This is a genomic window from Elusimicrobiota bacterium, from assembly GCA_028718185.1.
GTDB lineage: Bacteria > Elusimicrobiota > UBA8919 > UBA8919 > UBA8919 > JAQUMH01.
Genome location: JAQUMH010000005.1, coordinates 92,357 through 115,408, shown reverse-complemented (window position 1 = coordinate 115,408; position 23,052 = coordinate 92,357). Strand labels below are relative to the sequence as shown.

18 protein-coding genes and 1 tRNA gene are annotated in these 23,052 nt (G+C 32.5%); all 19 read left to right on the top strand.

Features of this window, described 5'->3' with window-relative positions; all coding sequences use genetic code 11:
* The first annotated feature begins 30 nt into the window (after positions 1-30).
* The 19 genes from PHE88_08195 (at position 31) to PHE88_08105 (ending at position 22,998) form a co-directional block, all read left to right on the top strand.
* Positions 31-783: a TatD family hydrolase gene (locus PHE88_08195; GenBank protein MDD5687794.1), complete on the top strand. Its 753-nt coding sequence runs from the start codon at positions 31-33 to the stop codon at positions 781-783.
* Between the two features lie 377 nt (positions 784-1,160).
* Entirely contained in the window at positions 1,161-1,625 is a 465-nt protein-coding gene (locus PHE88_08190; protein ID MDD5687793.1) for a glycogen-binding domain-containing protein, read from the top strand.
* A 1-nt stretch (position 1,626) separates the two neighbouring features.
* A complete protein-coding gene (locus PHE88_08185; protein ID MDD5687792.1) occupies positions 1,627-2,943 on the top strand; it encodes a hypothetical protein in 1,317 nt (438 codons plus the stop codon).
* Positions 2,944-2,968: 25 nt separating this feature from the next.
* Positions 2,969-4,477 carry a Do family serine endopeptidase gene (locus PHE88_08180; protein MDD5687791.1) on the top strand — a complete coding sequence of 503 codons (1,509 nt, stop codon included), beginning with the start codon at positions 2,969-2,971 and terminating at the stop codon, positions 4,475-4,477.
* Positions 4,478-4,608: 131 nt separating this feature from the next.
* On the top strand, positions 4,609-6,705 hold the full coding sequence (locus tag PHE88_08175) for an ATP-binding protein (GenBank protein MDD5687790.1): 2,097 nt from the start codon (positions 4,609-4,611) through the stop codon (positions 6,703-6,705).
* The gene (locus tag PHE88_08170) at positions 6,680-8,254 is read left to right on the top strand and encodes a LysM peptidoglycan-binding domain-containing protein (protein ID MDD5687789.1); all 1,575 of its coding nucleotides are present in this window, start codon (positions 6,680-6,682) and stop codon (positions 8,252-8,254) included. Before PHE88_08175 ends, PHE88_08170 begins: the two co-directional genes overlap by 26 nt.
* A gap of 98 nt (positions 8,255-8,352) precedes the next feature.
* Positions 8,353-9,267 carry a response regulator gene (locus PHE88_08165; GenBank protein MDD5687788.1) on the top strand — a complete coding sequence of 305 codons (915 nt, stop codon included), beginning with the start codon at positions 8,353-8,355 and terminating at the stop codon, positions 9,265-9,267.
* Positions 9,268-9,289: 22 nt separating this feature from the next.
* Complete coding sequence (locus PHE88_08160; protein ID MDD5687787.1) at positions 9,290-11,068, top strand: O-antigen ligase family protein; 1,779 nt, start codon at positions 9,290-9,292, stop codon at positions 11,066-11,068.
* Positions 11,069-11,161: 93 nt separating this feature from the next.
* Positions 11,162-12,067: a lysophospholipid acyltransferase family protein gene (locus tag PHE88_08155; protein MDD5687786.1), complete on the top strand. Its 906-nt coding sequence runs from the start codon at positions 11,162-11,164 to the stop codon at positions 12,065-12,067.
* 114 nt (positions 12,068-12,181) lie between these two features.
* Positions 12,182-12,271: transfer RNA gene (locus PHE88_08150), tRNA-Ser, on the top strand.
* A 57-nt stretch (positions 12,272-12,328) separates the two neighbouring features.
* Positions 12,329-13,456 (top strand): OmpA family protein, encoded by a 1,128-nt coding sequence (locus PHE88_08145; GenBank protein ID MDD5687785.1) that lies wholly within the window; start codon positions 12,329-12,331, stop codon positions 13,454-13,456.
* Positions 13,457-13,458: 2 nt separating this feature from the next.
* Positions 13,459-14,271, top strand: coding sequence for a hypothetical protein (locus tag PHE88_08140; GenBank protein ID MDD5687784.1), 813 nt, complete (start codon positions 13,459-13,461; stop codon positions 14,269-14,271).
* A gap of 129 nt (positions 14,272-14,400) precedes the next feature.
* Entirely contained in the window at positions 14,401-14,619 is a 219-nt protein-coding gene (locus PHE88_08135) for a hypothetical protein (GenBank protein ID MDD5687783.1), read from the top strand.
* Positions 14,620-15,597 carry a thiamine-phosphate kinase gene (gene thiL, locus PHE88_08130; GenBank protein MDD5687782.1) on the top strand — a complete coding sequence of 326 codons (978 nt, stop codon included), beginning with the start codon at positions 14,620-14,622 and terminating at the stop codon, positions 15,595-15,597.
* Positions 15,578-17,155 (top strand): glycosyltransferase family 39 protein, encoded by a 1,578-nt coding sequence (locus tag PHE88_08125; GenBank protein ID MDD5687781.1) that lies wholly within the window; start codon positions 15,578-15,580, stop codon positions 17,153-17,155. The genes thiL and PHE88_08125 overlap by 20 nt, the downstream gene beginning before the upstream one ends.
* Entirely contained in the window at positions 17,152-19,134 is a 1,983-nt protein-coding gene (locus PHE88_08120) for a methyltransferase domain-containing protein (GenBank protein MDD5687780.1), read from the top strand. Before PHE88_08125 ends, PHE88_08120 begins: the two co-directional genes overlap by 4 nt.
* Positions 19,097-20,674 (top strand): glycosyltransferase family 39 protein, encoded by a 1,578-nt coding sequence (locus PHE88_08115; protein ID MDD5687779.1) that lies wholly within the window; start codon positions 19,097-19,099, stop codon positions 20,672-20,674. Before PHE88_08120 ends, PHE88_08115 begins: the two co-directional genes overlap by 38 nt.
* Positions 20,675-21,115 (top strand): tRNA (adenosine(37)-N6)-threonylcarbamoyltransferase complex ATPase subunit type 1 TsaE, encoded by a 441-nt coding sequence (tsaE, locus tag PHE88_08110; GenBank protein ID MDD5687778.1) that lies wholly within the window; start codon positions 20,675-20,677, stop codon positions 21,113-21,115.
* Positions 21,097-22,998: a YfhO family protein gene (locus PHE88_08105; protein ID MDD5687777.1), complete on the top strand. Its 1,902-nt coding sequence runs from the start codon at positions 21,097-21,099 to the stop codon at positions 22,996-22,998. The genes tsaE and PHE88_08105 overlap by 19 nt, the downstream gene beginning before the upstream one ends.
* Positions 22,999-23,052: the final 54 nt, after the last annotated feature.

Sequence of the window (23,052 nt, the reverse complement as noted above, 5' to 3'; positions counted from 1 at the left end):
GTGATTTGCGACGATTCGCGTGCCCTATCTATGATTGATACCCATTGTCATCTTTTAGACAGTTCTTTTGACAAAGATAGAGATAGTGTTATTGAACAAGCTTTTTCAAATGGTGTTTCAAAGTTAATAGAGGTGGGCGTAGAACCTCAAGAATGGGAAGATTCTTTAGATTTAAGTCAAAAGTATAAAAATATTTTTTGTGCGATTGGTGTTCATCCCAATAATTCTGATAAATATATTGATTTTTCAGATTTGCTGGTTAATAAGAAGGTTGTTGCGGTTGGTGAATGCGGGTTAGATTATTATAGAAATTATGTTGATAAAAAAATTCAGGTTGACGTTTTTGAAAAGCAGCTGGAAATTGTTCAGAAATTAAAAAAACCTGTAATAATTCACTCCCGGCAGGCAGAAGAAGATGTTTATAAAATAATAAGTCAGCATAAAGACATCTGCGGGGTAATTCACTGTTTTTCATCATCAATTGAATATGCTGAAAAATTTTTACAACTTGGATTTTATCTTGGTATTGATGGACCTGTAACATATCCCAATGCAAATGTTTTAAGAGAAGTTGTTAATAAAACGCCAATAGAGAGAATATTGCTGGAAACAGATTCGCCATATTTACCGCCACAGCAGTTCAGGGGAAAGAGGAACGAATCAGGATACTTAAAATATATTGCAGAAAAAATAGCGCAAATTAAAGGATTAACAGTTGAAACTGTTTCAAAAATTACGGATGAGAACGCGGAGAGGCTTTTTAAAATAAGCACACACGAATAATCACGAATTTTCTAACACCTCACTAATTTGTCTCGAATATTCGTATTTGATTCGTGTATATTATTGAATGCCCCCTGGATTATCTATAACGAAATTGGAAGGGGGGTTATGTATTTTCGCATATGAATGCGAAAATACATAAAAAAAGAGCGATCCAGATGGGTTTAAGGCACTAAACAGTTCCGAAATATATATATTAGGAATGTTTAGTATTAACCCGCCATGGTTGTCGCTCTGGTAAAAGTATAACGTAGAAAGTGAGTTTTGTCAAGCACTTTTTAAGAAGATTAAATATTTTTTTTTGAGCGTATTTTGATGATTTTTTCAACAGGCAATATATTTACAAAAATGTATCAATATGTGTGTTGGAGGAAGGAATGCTGAAAAAAATACTTTTATGGGTTGGGTTCATTATAGGTATTGTAATTGTTGCTTTCCCGTCTTTAATGTTAGTTGAACGCATCAGGGGATTTATAAATAGTAAAACAGAAGAAACACCCAAACAAGAAATAGCTCAAAATGTTGTTCCGGTTAAAGAAGAAAATGTCAAAATCTCGGAAGAGTTAACTTATCCAAAAATAACCGGCGACAGTGTTATATTTCAATATAAATCAGATAACGCGCAAAAAGTTTTTGTAGCCGGAACTTTTAATAATTGGGACGGTAAAAAAGGTACTATGATAAAAAATGCCGGTATTTGGAGTACAACTGTGCAAATTAAACCCGGAAAATATTTTTATAAATTCAAAGTAGACGGTATCTGGTATTTGGACCCGAAAAATCCCGTTTCTGCAGATGACGGTAAAGGCGGCCGGGTTTCCGTGCTAATAGTGGAGAAATAAATTGAAAAAGATACTCCTATTTATACTTTTATTACTACCTACGCTATCTTTTAGCAGGTCAATCTATATTAGTAGTGAAGAAGAAGTAAAAAATATTTTTACAATTACGACATCTACAGTGTCTAAAGATGTTTTTATTATTCCTTCAGATTTGTTAAGGAATCTTTCCGATGAAAATATAGGTATAATAAAAAAGTTACATAGTAGTAATAATTCTGAGTTTGCCGCGACCACTTACACGGAAGTTATTCTGCCTCTGCTTTTCAGAGCGCAACTTGTAGATGATGTTAAAGAACAGATAGAGAAAGGCAAAAAAGTTTATTCAGACATTTTTGGTGAAAAACCGCGAATATTTTATCCAGATTTAGGAATTATATCAAAAGAAGTTTTGGGAGTTGTAAAAAAATCGGATTTTAAGATTATTATTACTTCTTCAGGCGAACAAATGGATTTGGATAAGATAACAGTAGTACCGGAACCGGATTTGTCCGGTTGGATAGGTACTCCAATCCAAAATCTTGCCTGGGATTATCTGAAGCATGCCAGAATAAAAATAAATGAGTATACATCTTCAGAAGCGTATAATAGTGAAAAATTTAACGCGGCGTTAGAAGAATTGTATTTTTTAGAGAAACCGGTATGGTTTAAAAATTATGTTTCGGATGATGCTAATAAAAACGAAAATGATTTATGGTTTCGGGCAGGGCTTTCGAATATGTACCGTGTTATGGGATATGAACCGCCGGACGATATCTCAACGTCGCTTTTTACCTCAGTAGCGGCGTCACCACTGATTAATTTAACAACAAGTGAGTATCTTGTCTGTTTTAATGATGAAACAGACAATGTGATTTTAAGTTCCTGTAATATTATGTCGTTTGGTGTAAAGGAATCGTCTGGTAATATTATCTTTGATGTTTTTATATCTTCACAAGAATCTGAAATAGTGGATATTTACATTGATATGAATAAAAGAAATAATGCAGGCAGCACGGCGTTTATTCCGGGGCATAACGGTTTCACTGATTCTCTGTCTGCATGGGAATATGCAATTTCTTTTTCCAGCATTTCAGCTTACCTTTATAGATATAATATAACCGGTCCACCTTTAATAGTTAAAGAATTTCATGTTGAAAATATCCGTGATAGAAATTTGGTTGAGATAAAAATACCGGAAAAATATATAAGGGGTAATCCGGAAAACTGGGGATATATAATTGTCGGTTTTTTACCGTCAGGTGATATTTTTGATATTATCGGAAGTGATGTTCCGACATCAGATACGGTTATTCAAATCCCTGCATTAAGAATGAAATAAAGAAAAATAAAAAAAGGAGAATTTTATGTCTGGTTCGGGTTCTGCAATAAAAAATGTATTTCGGATTATGATTTTTTTTGGCGTAATTACATTAGCGTTTGTTATCGGCAAGTCACAAAGAAAATCAGAAGTCCCTTTAGGAATTAAAACATCAGTTTCACCGGAAGTTTTAAATTTACAAGATGCATTTGTAGGTGTTGCAGAAGAAACGAAACCTGCGGTTGTTTCAATTTATACCGAACAAATAGTCGGAGAAGTTGCCCCGTTTAGTTTTTTCTTTTCGGACCCGTTTAATGATTTTTTTGATGATTTTTTCGGTCAGCCCGCTCCTGATAAAAAAACTCCTCAAAGAAAATATGAAAATCAAAGAAGGGTTGAAGGTGCCGGCAGCGGTGTTATTATTGACAAAGACGGTTATATCCTTACAAATTACCATGTTGTAAAAGATGCAGAGAAAATTACCGTAAAACTTGCTGATGACAAAGAATATTCCGGAAAGGTTATCGGTAAAGATGCAAAGACAGATTTAGCAGTCGTAAAAATAAAACCGCATGGAACTCTTCCGGTTGCAAGATTAGGTGATTCTGATAAAATACGTGTCGGTGACTGGGCGATTGCCATAGGTTCTCCTTTCGGATTAGAGCAAACGGTTACTGTTGGAATAATATCTGCAAAAAGACAAAATATAGAAGCTCAAAATAATGTTTACAGGGATGCTATTCAAACAGATGCATCAATCAATAGAGGCAATTCTGGCGGACCACTTGTGAATATTCATGGTGAAGTTATAGGAATTAATACATTAATTTATAGTCAATCCGGCGGTTCAGTGGGAGTTGGATTTGCGATTCCGATAAATCGTGCAAAAGAAATACTTAATCCGCTTATAACAAATGGTAAGGTTGAGAGAGGTTTTTTAGGGATTGGTATAAAAAAAGTTGACGAAGTTATTGCTAAACAATCAGGACTCAAAGAGCAAACAGGTGTTTTAGTGGAAAGTGTTATGAGCGGTTCTGCTGCTTTTAAGGCCGGGATTAAAAGAGGCGATATTATTCTTGAATTTAACGGCCAGGAAGTTGGTACTGTAGAAAAACTTCAGGATATGGTTGCTGCCACTTCACCCAATAAAAAAGTAAATGCTGTTATTTGGCGGGATAACAATAGAAAAGCGGTTTCTATTGTGCTTGATGAGTGGACAGAAGAAATAACTACTGCACAATCAAAGTCGGGTGATAATGAGAAAACCGCAAAATGGCTGGGTATAGAAGTTAAACAATTTACAAAAGATATGGCAGAAGAATTAAACGTTTCCTCTGATGAACAGGGAGTAGTAATTGTAAAGATTGAAAGCGGTTCTAAAGCAGAAGAAATGGAGCTTTATCCGGGAGATATTATAAGGGCAATCAATAGAAAGAAAACATCAACTGTTGCAGAATTTGAATCAGTAACTAAAAAACTATCGCTTTCCGACGGTATTTTATTTGATATAAACAGGGGTGGAAATTTAATTTACAGGACGTTCGTAGAAAAATAACACGGAACAGTCACGGAACTAAACACAGAACTGACACGGAATAAAAGTTCTGTGCCAATTCCGCGGTCTTTTAGAGTTTCGTTCCAGTTTTGTGGTCTTTTAGAGTTCTGTGCAGGTTCCGTGATTTTTATATGAAGATAAAACTTTTTCCAAAATTTCTGATTTTTATTATTTTAATTTCAGTATTGCCTCTTATTGTTATAGGTTTTTTAACCATTGATATAAACAAAAAGATGTTGCAGACATTGATGCTCGAATATCATATAAAAATTACAACTGCACTTTCTGAAAAAATTGATGATAAAATTACTGACATTGACAGCAAAATGAGTTTTATCATTGCCACTCAAAGACAGGAGTATTCATCTGTTTTTGAACAGATAGGGATTTTAAGGAATATATTAATAGCATCCGATAACTTTGTAAGAGCGTCTATAATTGATAAAACAGGCGATGAAATCGTTGCATCAAATCCTAAATTTGAAAAATCCCCGCCTCAACCTAAGAATTATTCAAATAATATTTATTATATACAAGTAAGAAAAAGTGAAAAATATCAAATTGCGCCGCTTTATTACGAAAACGAAAGACCTCTGATGGATTTTTATTTTCCGCTTGCTAACAAGTATGTTTTGAAAATATGTGTTTCATTTGACAGCATTTCTGATGTCATTGAAGAAAGCCGGATAGGTGCCACGGGTTATATTCTTATTATCGACGAAACCGGTAGGATTTTGTTTCACAGTGATAAAAAATACGCTATTGATTCTGAAAATATTTATAATGAACCTATTGCAAAAGAGGCGATTAAAAGGCAGGGAGTTGGAAGTCAGGAATTCATTTCAAAAGACGGTCTGGAAATGATTGGAACGTTTGCACCTGTTAAGAAACTTAGATGGAATGTAATATTCCAGCAGACGAAAGCAGAAGCATATTCGCCGATGATAAAAATGAGAAGGAATGCAATAATATCTATAATGGTTGTTTTTTTACTCGCTATTTTTATTGCTTATGTTTTAGCAAATTCACTCTCTAAACCAATACTTAAAGTTATTGATGTTTCAAAAAATGTTGCCCGCCGTGATTTTACACAAAAAGTTAATATTAAAACACGGGATGAAATGTATGAATTGGCTAATAATTTCAACAATATGATTGAGGAACTCTCTCATTACACGAAAATGCAGGCAGATAAACTTTCTGCTATTGTATATTCAATTAATGACGGGCTTATATTAACGGATGAAAATAATAATATTGTTATTATGAACAATATGGCGGCAAAAATACTCGGAGTTTCTAAAGATTTGACGAATTCACTTTTTGAAACTGTTAAAAACGATAAATTGCTTACAGCACTTAAAGAGGTCTATGAAAGACCTGAAATTTCAAGAGAAGTCGATTTATCAACCGATAAACCGTTTATAATAAGTGTTTCAACCCAGCTGATTACCGATTCTGAAAGGAAAAAGATTGAAGGTATAATCTTTATTTTACGGGATATAACAGGTAAAAAAGAAGTTGATAAAATGAAAGATGACTTTTTCCATGGTGTTACTCATGATTTGAGGAATCCGCTTACATCAGTACTCGGATTTTTAAGATTTCTGCTAAACGAAAGTGTAGGACCTATTAATGAAAAGCAGAAATATTTTCTTGAAATTATCAGCACGTCCTCAAACAGGTTGCTGGCTATGATAAATAATATACTCGATATAGCAAAATTAGAAGTTGGAAAAATGGAGTTAAGTCTTACACAGTTTGATTTAAAGAATACGGCAGAACGGGTTTGTAGCAGCATGATATCTAAAGCAGTTGAAGGCAATATTGAGCTTGTAAACAGTGTTACATCGATGACTATTTCGGCAGATGAGGGGCTGATAGAACGGGCTTTAATAAATCTTGTCGGTAATGCTTTGAAATATACTCCTTCTTCCGGTAAAGTTACCATAACTGCGGTGGAAAAAAATGAAAACGTAGAGATTTCTGTTAATGATACCGGTGAAGGAATTCCGGCAGAATATTTGAATAAAATATTTGATAAATTTCAACAGGTGAAGGGTCGTAGTCATGGAGGAACAGGAATAGGACTTACCATTACGAAATATATTGTAGAATCACATCTGGGTAAAATATGGGTTGAATCCGAATTGAATAAAGGCTCAAAATTTATGATTGCAATACCCAAAAATCTGAAAAAAAATGAAAAAGACGAAATATATGTTTAGAAGATGTCCGAGGTCCGGGGTCCGAGGTCCGAGGTCAAGAGTCAAAGGTCAAAAGTCAAAAGTCAAAAATATAAAATTATTAATATTTATTTTATTGACATTGAACATTGGACATTGGACAGTGGGCAGTCTTTCCTGCCAGCAATTTCAGGAAATAGAAGTGAAAGCAGGAGATACGCTTTGGGGTGTAGCAAATTACTATTTAAAAGAGCCGTCAAAATGGCCTGAGATTTTGAAATTTAACAATATATCTACTGACCCGAATAATGTTCTTCCCGGAATAAAACTGAAAATTCCGGTTATGCTTATAAAAGAACAACTACGCTCTTCGTCAATAGTGTCAGTTGTCCGTGAGGTAAAAATAAGACGACAAATAGAGGTCGATTGGCTGGATGCAAAAGCCAATATGAAACTTTATAATAAAGACGGAATACGAACTTTTGAAAATTCCTCTGCAGATGTACGGTCGCCGTTAGGTAACCTTATGACAATAGGGCCATCCTCGCTTGTTATAGTTCAGCCGGAAGATAAATCCGACGAAACACGTCTTTTATCCGGCGAAATTCGTACAACAAATATTCCTATTAGAACCCCAACGGCTTTTGTTATGCCAAAAATTACTGCTAAAACACCGGTTGCGGATTATAAAACAAAAGTTAAAGAAGACCAGTCAACTGTTGTTGCGGTGTATAAAGGAGCTGTTGATGTCAGCGCAAAGAATAAAACTGTAACAGTCATGGAAGGTTTTTCAACAGAAGTAAAAATAAATTTGCCTCCTATGGAACCCAAGCGGCTTCCGCCAACACTTGACTTGTCAGGTATGCCTGCCAGTAAGGAGAATAACCAGCAAATCAAAAGCAATGATATAAATCCAATAGATATTAAGGATAAACCGGCAGACATTAAAAAAGATAAAATAGTAAATGAAATTAACGTTGGTGGCGAACTTTCAAAAGCTGCTGCATATTCAAGTTTATTAGACATAGCTCAATATCATATCCAGATTGCAAAAGATAAAGAGTTCAATAGTGTAATTTATGACAGTGTTCGACCTATATATGATAAATTTGATATAAAAAAAACCGATGTACCTGATGGTAAATATTTTTGGCGTGTTGCTTACCTGGATTCGTCGGGCGCAGAAGGTATTTTATCATTTGCCAAGGAAATATATGTAGATAAAACACCGCCTGTTTTAACTGTTGATGAGCCAAAAGATAATATAAAATTTAGTGATGATTCTATAACAGTAAAGGGTTCTACGGAACTTGGTGCTTTGGTTGATATTAATGGTTTTTATGTTTCTATTACAAAGGATGGAAAATTTTCAGGAGATGTATCTCTTTTAAACGGTGAAAATACAATAAAAATTAATTCAAAAGATGATTATGGAAACATTTCTACTGTTTCACTAAAGGTTTATAGGACAGAAGAAGGAACCAAACAGAGAAGAAGAAAATTTTTCTCTACTCCTGTAGGAGTTATTCTATCTATTATTACTATTACTGCTCTTATGGCGATTTCTATAGTTACAATAGGAGGAGGATAATAAAGCCGGTTAAAAAGATTACAAAAATATAGAAAATTCAAAGATTAAAATCTTTCCAGTCTTTTTAATATTTCTAATCTTTTAATTGTTGCTATAATATGGCGAAAATTATTGTTGCTGATGATGATTCTGCGATTTCTGAACTAATAGAAATTACTTTAAAAAATGAAGGTCATAATGTTATTGTGTGTAACAATGGGCTTGATGCTTATGAGACAGCATTGAAAGAAATACCGGATTTGGTGATACTTGATGTTATGATGCCGAAATTGAATGGATATGAGGTCTGTGAAAAACTAAAAGATATACCAGCAACACGGATGATACCGGTTATAATGTTAACATCCATGTCACAGACAAAAGATAAGCTTACCGGTTTGAAGTTAGGTGCCGATGAATATCTTGTTAAACCATTTGATCCTTATGAACTTGCTACCCGTGTAGAGGGGATTATTAAAAAATACCATGAAACCAGGGACATTAACATTTTGTCCAATCTTCCGGGCAATGTTTCAATTGAAAAAGAGATTACAAATAGAATTTCTGCAAAAGAGAAATTTGCCATACTTTGGATTGATTTAAATAATTTTAAGGCATATAATGAAAGCTATGGTTTTGAAAAAGGCGATATTGTTATAAAACAGGTGGCAAATTTTATCGTTGAAGCAGTACACAATAAAGGAACTTTAAAAGATATGATAGGACATTTTGGCGGAGATAATTTTATTGTTGTAACGATACCCGAAAACGCTGAAGATATCTGTAGGGAGATAATAAGGCGATTTGATGGGAATATTCCTATGTATTATTCTGATGAAGATAAGAACCGGGGATATATTATTTCTAAAGACCGGCAGGAAAAGGTTCAGGCATTTTCCTTGATGTCTATTTCCATAGGTATAGTATCAAGTGCAGTCCACAGTTTTAATCGTTATGCTCAACTTATCGAATTTGCTACAGAAGTAAGAGCGGTTGCTAAAAAGATTGCCAGGTCATCATATTTTAAGAATTAATGAAAAAGTTGAAAATTAATAAATGAGTGAGACATTTAAACCAACTAAATTTTCTCAAATTAATATTATTTTAGCAGGGATTTTACTTTTTCTAATTCCTGTTATACCGGATGAAAAAATTACCAGATGGAAACTTTGGGTTTTAGAAAGCGGAGTTTTATCAGTTATCTTAATATGGTTAATTTCAGAGGTGCATTCGGGCAACATTCATCTTAAAATCTCACCTTTAAATAAATCAGTTTTTTCCTGGTTGTTTTTCATATCTATTTTATATTTTACTTCTAAAAATTCACATGTTGCAGAACTTGAACTATTCAGAATCATTGTCTGTTTTTTAAGTTTTTTCCTTTTTTCTAATATTATATCAAACTCAACTTATCGTGAACGACTAATTAATTTCTGGCTATACGGCGGTATTTTATCGGTAATTTATGGAATAATGACACATTATGGCGGGTTCTGGATAATTAGAACGCCCCAGGCAGATAGAATCTTTTCAACTTTTGGTAATCCGATATTTTTTGCTGCATTTTTAGTTGCGACAATGCCGTTTTTAATTTACAAAATGGTTTTAGCGAATCATTGGAAAAATAAAATCATTTGGTTAAGTTGTTTGATTGCTTTTTCGATTGCCTTGTATTTTACAAAAAGCCGTGCTGCGTGGATTGCCTTTGGGATTACTATTTTAGCTTTAATATTTTTTATCCTTAAGTCAAAAAGACAAAAGATATTTTTAATTTTATTTTTTATTATTGTAGGTAATGCTTTTGTATATAAAACAAAAAATATTTGGATGCGCCAACAGGCCCATCTTTTAATATGGCGTGATTCATTAAAAATGTTGTCGGCAAATCCGGTTTTTGGCGTGGGTATAGGTTCTTTTCATATAAATTTTCCGAGTTACGCTTCTGATGAATTAAAAGCTATATGGCCGCAAAACCAGAATATTATTAATGATGCACATTCAGAGTTTGTCCAAATATTGGCTGAGACAGGGCTCGTTGGATTTGGGATTTTCTTGTGGGTTATTTTTACATTTTTCAGCCAGACACAAAAATTCATTAAGCAAAGTAAGAATAGAAATGATTTTATGCTGCAGGCGGCAGGATTGGCTGCTGTCTGCGGGATTTTAATTCAGAATATGTTTTCTGTAGATATGCGGTTTACAATAACATCGTTTTATCTTTTCTCCATTTTTGGGATATTATCATCATTTTCGGCTTATAAAGATGTTAATGTAGGAAAAAATCAAAGATATTTTTTAATTATTTTAGCGGCCATAGTAGTATTTTTTTTAGAATATCAGATGGTTATAAAGCAGTATCGCAGCTGGAAAATAGTTTTTAAAAGCGAAGATTTTTTGGATAAAAGGATTGTTAATTCAGAAACACAGAAAGGGGAAATTTTAAAGTTGATTGCTTCAAATCCAGCTGATGCTCGTCTTTATTTTAAGTTGGGTTATATTTGGGCAAATGAAATCAAGGTAAATAAGAGCGCTATTCCAAAAGCAATAGAAAGTTTTTTAAGAGCAACCCAGATTGATCCTTATGTTGAAAATGGCGGTGCATTTAATAATTTAGGAAATATTTATTTTACATTAGGTGATAGAAGTAAGGCGAAAGAAAATTATATTAAAGCGATAAATGTCAATCCTAAATTGATTGATGCTCATATTAATCTTGGTATAGTCTATTATTATGAAGGCAGATTAAAAGAGAGTACGATAGAATTTGAAAATGTGTTGGCAATCGACTCTAAAAATTCATCAGCAATTTTCATGTTGAAGAAGATGAGGGAGTAGTAAGTAAGAGTTTTAGAGTTCGTAGGATTTAAACCCTAAAACCCTATAACTCTATAACTCAATAACCCAATTGTTTTCTGTTCTGGTAAGACAATGAAAAAAATCAGTCATGTTATAGAAATTACAGTTTTAATTATTTTTAATTTTTTTGTTTTGCTTTTGCCGTTAAAATTAGCTTTGAGAATTGGAAGATGGCTTGGCGATATTGCATTTTATGTATTAAAAATCAGGAGAGATGTAGTTATAAAAAATCTGTCTTTTGCTTTTCCTAACAAGACATACGATGAAATTTATGGAATTGCCCATAGGACATATAGAAATTTCGGAATGTCAATGATTGAGTTGTTGTTTTTTCCAAAATTAGTTATAACGGATTTAAATAAAAATATAGAATTTGAAGGACTGGAGTGTCTTGATAATTTTTTAATGAAAAAGCAGGGGATGGTGCTTATTGCCGGTCATTTTGGTTCTTGGGAACTTATGGGTGCTGCGACTTGTAATAAGGGGTATCCTCTTGATTTCCTTGTTGGTAAGCAACATAATATTTATGTAGATAATCTTCTAAATTTTTATAGAAGACTAAAAAACATTGGGATTATACCGCTTAAAATGGCATTAAAAAATGTTGTAAAAGCGTTAAATAATGGTAGATTTGTTGCAATGATTGCTGACCAGGATGCCGGAAAAAGAGACGGGGTTTTTGTTAATTTTTTTGGCAAGCCTGCTTCTACTCCAAAAGGTCCTGCTGTTTTCGCATTACACTCCGACATCCCCGTAGCTATGGGTTTTTGTATCAGGCAGGAGTCTTGTATAAAACATAAAATAAAATTTGTTCCTGTTGATTTTAAAAAAACAGGGGATAATGAAAAAGATATTGAGTTATTAACATTAAAATATACTCAGATTTTAGAAGGTTTTATAAAGAAGTATCCGGACCATTGGTTTTGGTTTCACAAGAGGTGGAAAACCGTTATTGACAATACAGAAAATATGTATTAGAATAAACTATTCTGTTTAAGTTGTTATAGACTTAAACTAATTACTAATTCTCTAATTAACTAATGAGGCTGGTGCCCGCCCTTAAGGGCGAGGCCTCGCTCATGAAATGAGCGGGGAGAGGTGGCCGAGTGGTTGAAGGCGCGGGTCTCGAAAACCCGTTACCGATTTATCGGTACGAGAGTTCGAATCTCTCCCTCTCCTCCATAAGTTTTTAGTATCATAAAAATTTGAGTAATTAATATTTTGTGTTTAGGGGGTTTTATGAAAAAATGTTTAATATTTTTAGTATTTTTCTTGCAGGTTTTTAGTTTTTGTTATGCTAAAAAGGAAGGTACGGTTAAATTGGATTCGCTACCGAAAGCATTTTCACCTAATCGCGATGGTCTTTATGAAAAAGTAAGGTTTATTATTTCGTATGATGTTGGTAAAGTAAGAAAATGGACGCTTGAAGTAAAAAATGATATAGGAGTTCCTGTAAAGACATTGTCCGGGACTGAAACGATTCCCGCTGTTCTTGAATGGGATGGTACTGATGAAAAAAATACTGTTGTACCGGACGGTAAATATGTTTGTGTTATGAATATTGACGGTAAATATCCTGCCAGGTCAAATGAGTTATGGATAGATGTTGACACGCTGCCGCCGTTTGTAGGGATTTCTGTATCGACATATGGTATTTCTCCGGATGGTGACGGAATTGACGATTATTGTGATATTTCTTTTGTTGTAGAAGATCCGATAGGTTTTTCTGTTTGGCAGATGTCTATTGAGAATTCAAAAGGAATAGATGTTATTTCAATGAAAGGTACCTCATCAAAACCAAGCAATTTTAGATGGGATGGTAAAGATGATTATTATAAAAATGTTGTTCCTAACGGTAAATATAAGATTAAATTAACAGTATTTGATGCAGTCGGTAATAAAACTGAAGCAGAACCTGTTGAAATTAATGTTAATGTACCTGAAAAAGTAGTTGAAAAAGTAGTTGAAAAAGTTGTTTTGGAACAAAAGAATATTACTGTCAAAGAGGAAAAAAGGGGATTGGTGGTAAATCTTGCATCATCGGTACTTTTTGACTCCGGGAAATCAGAACTAAAACCCGGCGCATATAATATGATGAATGAAGTCGTAAAACTTATGCAAGATTATGCGGATAACAATATTTTAATAGAAGGACATACTGACAGCTTCGGGAGTAACGCCTATAACCAAAGACTTTCTGAAAAAAGGGCACAAGCAGTTTTTGATGTTTTGGTTTCTAAATATGGAGTTGACGCCAAACGGTTAAAAGCAGTTGGTTATGGTGAAGATAAACCTATTGGAGATAACAAAACACCGGTAGGTCGCGAGCAAAACAGGCGGGTTGAAGTTATAATATTGAAAAAATAATAATGGGTATTAAAAAGATTATTTTAGCATTTATTGTCGTAGTATTCTTTTTATTTGCCACAACTGTAATCTTATTGAAGACTATTATTCCGTCAAACAGGCTAAAAAATTATATTCAATGGCAGATTTGTTCATTTACAGGCGGTCAAGCGGAAATAAAGAACGTTTCAGTAGGTTTTAGCGGGGTAGTTCTATCCGGTATAAAAGTAATTTTTATAGATAATTCTGAAATAATTATTGAGAAACTGATAGTCGCACCAAACCTGTTCCCGTTTCCAAGAAAGCAAATAGCATTAAATGAAGTAAGAATAATAAATCCTGAGATAAAGCTCAGAAATAATTTTGAAAATAATATAAAGTTAAAAAGAACTTTTCATGCTCATCATGTGCTGGTAATGAGCAGTTTAATCATTAAAAACGGCGCAGTTTATCTTCCCGGGGTTAAGATTAATAAACTGGATCTAAATGTCAGGAATGTTTCTTTAAAAGCTTCTTTCCCGGTAGAAGCGTATTTTAGTGTTAATGATGCAGACGTTAATATAAAATCGGAATGCAATATTGATAAAGCACAGATAACAATTGAAGAAGCTGTAATAAAAAATAACGGGAAGTCAGTTTTATTAAGCGGTGAAATTAAAGATTTTATGAATTTCAAGAGTATTAATTTTACCGGAAACGTAAATGGGAATGGAGTTTTATTTAATAAAATATTTTTGTCAAATTTGTATAAAAAGAAGATTACCATTTTTGAAAAAGAAAATATAAATCTGACCATTAAAGGTAATTTGGAAAATTTCCAGGTAAGTAAAAATTAGTCGTAACTAAATTTATGTATAGGAATTTCAATGTTTGTAGTTGTCGTAGATCCTTGGCGTGTCTAACTTGTGATTTATTTTTCATAACACATAGCACATTACACGATTTTTAAAAGGGAGGTGAATAATATGTTAGCAGTGATAGGTGGTATTATTGCGTTTGCAATAGGAGTTATTTTACTGTTTGGCGGGAAAATTATTCCGGGGCTTCCGGTTTATATGTGGGACGATTTTCTTATTTGTCTGAAAGGGATAGTTTCATCGGGCTTTGTTCTCGGCGGGCTTCTTGCTATTATAGCAGGTATTTCAGCAATTAAAGATAAAGTGAAAACAGAGGAAAAGAAATAATTGAATTTATCTCATCTTGGTGAATTTGGATTAATTGAGAGAATAAGAGAAAAGAATAAAAAATTAAGCAGTTACGCTGATGTAATAGTTGGAATAGGCGATGATTGTGCTGTTGTAAAAGCTACAAGTAAAGAAAATTTTCTTTTTTCAACCGATACCCTTGTAGAAAATATCCATTTTTCAAAAAAATATTTTGGTTTTTTTGATATTGGTTATAAATCGCTTGCCGTTAATCTTTCCGATATTGCTGCGATGGGCGGAGTGCCGCTTTATTGCCTTGTTACGGTCGGATTTCCTGTCACAACAAGTATAAAAGATATTGACAATCTTTATCGGGGTATTAGTTCTATTGCCTCAAAGTTTAATGTCCGTATTATTGGCGGTGATACGGTCAAATCACCTTCTTGTGTAATAATCTCAATTACTGTTATAGGTAAGACTGTTAATAAAAAAAGTATTTTGCGCAGCGGTGCTAATGTCGACGATATGATTTTCACAACCGGTACTTTTGGGGATTCATCTGCAGGTCTTTTTCTGCTCCAAAAGGGTATTCCCGGGTGGAAAGAACTTAAACAAAAACATTTACAGCCTTATCCCAAAATTAAAGAAGGATTATTAATTGCAGGGTCTAAATTAGCCACCTCAATGATTGATTCTTCTGATGGTTTTAATAAGTCTGTACAGTTAATTTGCAAGGAATCAGATGTCGGTTGTGAAATCTATCTTGATAAAATCCCGGTTTCATCTGCTCTTAGAAAATTTGTTGACCATTATCATTTACCGCTTACCGATTATACACTTTTTGGTGGTGAAGAGTATGAATTAATCTTTACTGTTTCATCTGATAAAAGAAAGTTTTTTAATAAATATTTTTCTTATGTCGGCAAAATAACAAAAAACAAAAATATTAGATATGTTACCTCAAATAATCAGGACATAAATTTTAGTAAGGCAGGATATGACCATTTTAAAAAGTGATTTTTCGAAAATAATATTATTGTTTGTTTTGTCGTTACTTCTTTTCATACCATTTTCCAATAAAGCTATATCTTCCGATTCAATATTTTATATTTATACAGCAAGACAGATCCTGAAAGAGCCATTGAAACCGTTTAGTTTTCAGATAAATTGTGCTGATAAAAATTATACGGGTTGGGATGTCGCAAATAACCCTCCTTTAATATCCTATTTTTTAGCAGGTGTAATAAAAATATTCGGTGAGGGAGAAAAAGTACTTCATCTTATATTTCTCAGTTTCACCTTACTTGCTGTTATCGGCATATATTTATTAGCAAATGAATTAAAAATAGATCCGTTTTATTCAGCGCTTCTTTTAATAGCCAGCCCGGCATTTTTTGTCAATGCCACCGATATAATGTTTGATGTTCCGCTTTTAGCATTTTCATTATGGGGTATTTATTTTGTTATTCGCAACCCCGCATCGCAGTGCGGGGTAAATTCCATTGGCTGGATTTTGCTTGGTTTAGCAGTATTGATTAAGTTTGTTGCAGTCCTTAATCTTCCAATAGTTTTTGTGTGGTTGTTATTGAATAAAAAACTTAAAAATAATATTTTTTATTTTCTGATTCCAATACTTTTCTTAGTTCTGTGGTCATTGCATAATAAGATTATTTATAATGAAGTTCAAATTTTCAGAAAATCGCTTGATGTTGGTTTGTTTTTTAACCTAAATAAAGAAATACCGGTTCTAACATACATCGGCGGTTCCTTTATTTTTCCGTTAAGCATTTTATGGTTAGTGTTTCAGGTAAAAAAAAGTGCCATGTGGATATTCGTGGTAATATCCACTTTAATAAATTTATTTTTTAATCTTCTTGGATATAAAATATTACAAAATGTTCTTTTTAGCATTTTTATTTCATCAACCATTCTCTTAATATTCGCGTTTATGTATTTCTTAAAAAAAACATATTATCAGACAGAGATAATTTTTCTTACATTTTGGTTTTTATTGTACTTGGTTTTTTTTACTTCTGTCTCTGCAATAATTGCTGTTAGATATCTCATACCGATTTTACCTCCGGCGATAATATTGTTTGTAAAAATATCAGAGGGTCTTCCGGTTAAAAAAATATTTTTAAGTTTAACAGCTTTTGCGGGGATTGTTTTGTCAGTTTTACTGGCGCATTCAGATTACATGCTGGCAAATTCATACAGGGACATTTCGGAATATGTGAAAACTAATTACACCGGTAAAAATGTTTATTTTACCGGACATCTTGGGTTTCAATACTACATGGAGAAAAATGGTTTTATTGCAGTTGATTCAAATAATAGGAATTACCGCGATAACTCAATTTTGGTAAGTCCGGTTTTGCCTGTTCCACAAAATATTAATCAGGATGTTATTGAAAAACTGAAGTTTATAGAAGACAAATATGTGTTTACTAAAAATCCATCCAGGACAATAAGCCCGCAAGCACAAGCAGGTTTTCACCTTAATATGTATGGACTTTTACCTTATTCATTTTCAAAAATGCCACTGGAAAAATATGCAATTTACAAAATAAAATGATAAAAAAATATTTTAAACTGTTTTTTATAAGTTTTGCCGCGCTTTTTCTGGAAATAGCATGCATCAGGTGGTTCAACTCCAATGTTGTTATGCTTTCTTATTTTTCCAACTTTGTCCTGCTTGCTTGTTTTTTAGGATTAGGTATCGGAATGCTTCTTGTTTCCAAAAAAATGGATTTCATAATATTATTTCCTTCAATTTTTTTAATTTTATGTGTTATATTCTGGAAAGTTATAATTAGATTGACAGTTAATTCTGATATAAGTGTATATTTTACTGCTTTCGGTTTTGCCAAGGGTGTGCCATTGTATAATGCAAGTGCATGGTGGTTTTTACCTATAATATTTATACTTGCAACGGTAATGTTTATTTCTATCGGGCAGGAAGTCGGTAGGGCATTTTTAGGTATCAAGCCGCTTGTTGCTTACATAATAAATATCTGCGGTTCAATTCTTGGTGTTGGATTATTTACAGTAATTTCATTTTTTAACAGTTCGCCGCTAATATGGTTTTTGATTGCCTTTTTATGTCTTTTGCCTTATTTATATGGGAAACGGCTTTTTTATATTAATGTTCTCGCGTTTATATTATCATTTTTTTTCATTTGGATGATAAGTTATGGCGCGATTTTTTCTCCATATTATAGGATTGATGTAATTGACAAAGCTAACTGTGTAATAGTCAACGGGGTTCCCCATCAGACAATGCTTAATATAAACAAAGACTTTATAAATGGCTATGAGTTCCCGTATAAACTTATAAAGAAACCTAAAAAAGTTTTGATACTTGGTGCAGGGACCGGTAATGATGCGGCGGTTGCATTAAAAAACGGTGCTGAAAAAATAGATGCTGTTGAAATAGACCCTGTGATTATTGAAATAGGAAAGAGGCACCCCAACAAACCTTATCAGGATAATAAAGTAAAAGTTTTTAATGATGATGCCCGGGCTTTCCTTAAGAAATCGGATGAAAAATACGATTTGATAGTTTTTGCCCTGATTGATTCGCTGACTGCTTTTTCACAATTTTCGTCAGTACGTCTTGAAAATTTCATTTTTACAAAGGATGCTTTTAAAGATGTAAAAAAGCACTTAACCGATGACGGTGTTGTTGTTATATATAATCAATTCAGAAAAATATGGATAGTTGAACGCCTGTCAAAAATGCTCGAAGAAACTTTCGGCAAAAAAACAATTACATACAACGAACAGGAAAAAGAACATTTCGCAGTGTTGTTTAATGGTCCGGGAATTGAGAAAATAAATTTTCCTCAAAAAGCAGAATTATTTCCAAAGCAAAAAGCCCCGCTGTTTTTAAATTCAAATTATCAGATTAAATCTACCACTGATAATTGGCCATTTTTATATCTTAAAGAGCCGGCTATTCCTATACATTATGTTTTAGCTATTATTATGATATTGTTTTTTGCAGGATTGCTTGTTTTTATATCGTCAGTTATTTCTAACGGTAACATAAGTAACCGCTTCTTTTTCTTAGGAGCGGGATTTATGATTTTGGAAACATCGGCGATTATAAGAATGGCAATGCTTTTTGGTTCAACATGGATTGTTAATTCAATTGTTATTATTGCAATACTTGTTATGTCATTTTTTGCTGCAAGTTTTACTAATATTTTTACGCCGGATAACAATAAAAAATATTATATTTATCTTTTTCTGATTATTATAATAAATATTCTGGTACCTTTGAAAACGTTTTTAATTTTTCCTTATTACTTGAAAATTATTTTATCTTCGCTTCTTTTGTTTTTACCGGTATATTTTTCAGGAGTAATATTTTCTACATCATTTTCTAAATCAGAAAACATGCCATCAGCTTTGGGTTCAAATCTAATTGGTTCTATGTTCGGCGGCTGTATTGAATACATTTCCCTGAAATACGGTTACGGTTCTTTAATGTTTCTCTTGCTGGGGGTATATCTTGTCTCAATCAAAGATTTTAAGTGGAAATATAAATAAAAATAATATAAAACTTTTATTTACTATACTGATATTATCATTCGCAGGGTTATTGAGGTTTAGTTTGCTTTTTACTGCTCACCAATATCCATCGGGGGATGAGTCCCTCGCCGGTGTAGCGGCGCAGTTATCAGGAGAAGATAAAGTATCTATTAAAACTCATAATTTTTATTATGCGGCCGCACCTCATATTGAAGAATATCTTATAGCAGTAGTGTTTAAATATTTTGGCGTATCTGATATATCATTAAAATCACCCGTTATTTTTTTATCGCTCATTTCACTCTTTTTAGTTGTATTACTTGGATTTGAAGTGTTAGGAAATGTCGGGGGAATTATATGGGGAATTATTTATGGTTTTTGCTCGATTTTTGCAGAATGGAATTTAGTTGTAAGAGCAGGATATATTGAAACACTTATTTTTATTCCTTTTCTTACATTATTTCTAGTTAAAATCTATGAAAAGAAGAAATTTAAGAATATTGTTATTTTGGGAATCATATCAGCGATTGCTTTTTGGAACCAACCTATAATTTTACCGCTTTTGATTGCTTTTGGTTTATTGTTATTTTTAGATAATAATAAAGGATTCCTTAAAATGATGATTTATATTTCAATTCCGATCTTGCTAAGGGCAATTGTTGAGTTTTACAGAAGTTCTTCTGGTTTTATGCAACAATATATAACTTCTATAGATTTCAGGCATTTTATTCTAAATATTATTAGAGTTTTCCATTTTGACTTGCCTGCATTTTTCAGTTCAGAGAATGTTGATAATTTCGTAGAGTCTATTCCGGTAACCTCTTACTTATGGTATGTAATTATAGTAATAACGGTTATTTCCATGATTATCAGGTATTCTAAAATTTACAAAAGTAAATCTTATTTAAAAGAAGGTTTTTTAACATCTAAAGATGTTGTAATTTTTTTATTTTTTACTGCTTTCTTAATTCATATAATTCTATATTCTTTAACTACTATTGGAGGTACAAGCCCGCGTTATTTGCTGCCTGTCGGATTTTATTTGATAGCACTTGTATCTTTCGAAATAACAAGATTAATTAATTTAAAAAAAGTTAAGAGTTACATAGTGGTTGTATCATTCTTTTTTTTATTTGTTTGTTTATCCTTTGCAGAATATACGGTATTATTTCAGGAGGAGCGCACTGTTCATGATTTGAGAATAATAAGTAACGGCAAAGATTTAATAAAAGCCATAGATTTTCTCAAAGCAAATGATTATAAATATGTTTATGCAAATTATTTCCTCCAATGGCGTATAATATTTGAATCTAAGAGTGACATTATCGCCTCTTCCGATAATCTTCTGCCGATGGTTTATCCATTTCCAAAATATGAAAACGCTGTAGATAAAGCCAAAAAATATGCATATGTTGTAAATACACAAGACCCGTTCAAAGATTTATTGCTAAGTCGTTTTAGCAAAGTGAATGTGAAGTATAAAATATTCGATTCAGGGGATATCACTGTAATACATGCTTTATCGAAAAATAAAAGACCGAAAGATATTTTTAAATAAATGATTAAAAAATATTATATTTCAAAAAAACCAAGTCAAACATCTAAAGTGGGCTCAACCATAGCAGCATTATTAAAAAAAAAAGATGTTGTTTGTCTCTATGGTCCGCTTGGTGCAGGTAAAACAGTTCTTGTTAAGGGAATATGTAAAGGACTTCAGGTTAAAGATTTTGTTAATAGCCCGTCTTTTAAAATTGTAAATGAATATAAAGGCAAATTTCCGGTTTATCATGTTGATTTATACAGGTTAAACGATATTTTAGAAATAGAGGATTTAGGGCTTGATGAATATATTTATGGAGACGGTGTTGCGATCATCGAGTGGTCTGAAAAGTTGGGGAAAAAGAATCTTCCAAAAAAAAGAATTGAAATTTATATAAAAATACCCGCTAATAGCAAGAACGAAAATAACCGGACAATAAAATGGCAGCAATATCTATAATCTTATTAATAGTTACAATTATTGTTTATTATAAAACACTTTTTCTTTTTGGTTTGTTCGCAGCGAATTTTGCAGGTGCGAGCGATATTATAAAAATGTATTTTCCTTTCCGTAATTTTTTTGCAATATCGTTGAGAAATGGACAGTTCCCGTTATGGACAACGGATATGTTTTTGGGTTTTCCGCTGCATGCTGAAGGGCAAGGAGGTTTTTTATATCCATTAAATATTCCTTTTGCAATATTTCCTTCCTGGGTTGCCTATAATTACGTATTTATTCTGCATATTTTTCTTTCCGGATTTTTCGCATATATTTTCATAAGAACAATTGGTCTTAAAAAAACATCTTCATTATTATTTTCAGTAGTTTTTTCATTTTCCGGATTTTTTGCTGTGCATAATGAGCATATGAACCTTTTTAATTCGGCAGTTTGGATACCATTGGTTTTTTTGTTTATTTATAAAATTAAAAATAAAGGAGTATGGATAATTTTAGGAGGGGTTTTTGCAATACAATTCCTGTCGGGTTTTCCGCAAATCCCTTATTATTCAGTAATTATCGGATTTATATGGTTGATTTTTAACACAAGAAGAATTCGGGTAATTATAAATTATTTTCTTGCATTAGTTTTGGGTTTATTTTTGGCTGCATGCCAAATAATACCAACTATTGAGTTAATTCCCTTTTCTGCCCGTTCAGGCGGTATTGCTAAATCTCAGGTTGTTAGTTGGGGATATTTTTTTAAGGACCTTTTACTTTTTATTTATCCTTATATATTCGGTAATCCGGCAGAAGGAAGTTACATCAGGAAAGACAGTATTTTTGGTGAAAATTGCGCTTTTGTGGGAGTAATGGTTCTTTTATTGTGCATATTTGGTTTAATTAAATGTTTCAAAAATAAAAATATGAAATTTTTTATTACTATGTCAGTTTCAATTATTTCAATTATTTTATTATTCCCGTATTTATATAAATATTTATTGCAATTACCGGGTATGCAATATTTTCGGTTACCGCAAAGAGCTCTTGTTTTTGTAGTTATGTCGTTAGCTTTTATGGCTGCTTGGGGTTTTCAAGAACTTAAAAGATTCAGGTTTTTAGTTTTTATTGTTGTTTTATTAGAACTTGTGAATTTTTCTTATGGTTATAATAATATTATTAAAAAAGATTATTTGATTGAAAAGCCAGAAGTCGTAAAGTATTTAAAAAAAGATTCCGATTTATTCAGAATATCCGTTAATGACCAAAATCTAAAAGCATGGATTTACGCCTATTGTTATTCCAGTATTCCGGGCTTAAGAGAGAGAGTCCAATTTATGTACCGTAATTATTTGCCTGAGAATTTTAATATGATTTACAATGTCCCTTCACTAAATGCATATTCACCGCTTGTTCCAGAAATTAAAACAAAGTTTACTAATGTCAAATATATAATTTCATCTTCAGATTTGGGAAATGGAAATAATTTATCACTTGAGAGAAAATTAGACTTTAATAATTTATTACCGGCTTTAATGTTATATAGAGATAATAATTTTTACCCGAGAGCGTTTATAAAAAAGCAAGAAAATTATGATAAAGTTACCCCTGTAAGAATTACAAGATACGAAGCAAAAAAAGTAGTAATCGAAAAAGATAAAAATATCGATGGTTATTTATACTTATGTGATTTTTATTATCCCGGCTGGGAAGTATTTATTGATGGTGTAAAAAAAGAAATTATTTCTTTTGAATCAATAAGAAAAATTAAAGTCTTTCAAGATGACCGGAAAATAGTTTTTGTTTATAGTCCGGTGAGTTTTCTTCTGGGTCTTTTAGTGTCATTATTTGCAGTTTGTTTTGCCGTAGTTTCATTACGACACACGCGAATCAATGCGAATTAGAAAGGCAACGCGAATATACGCGAATAATTCGCGATAATTCGCGTTTCTGAACGA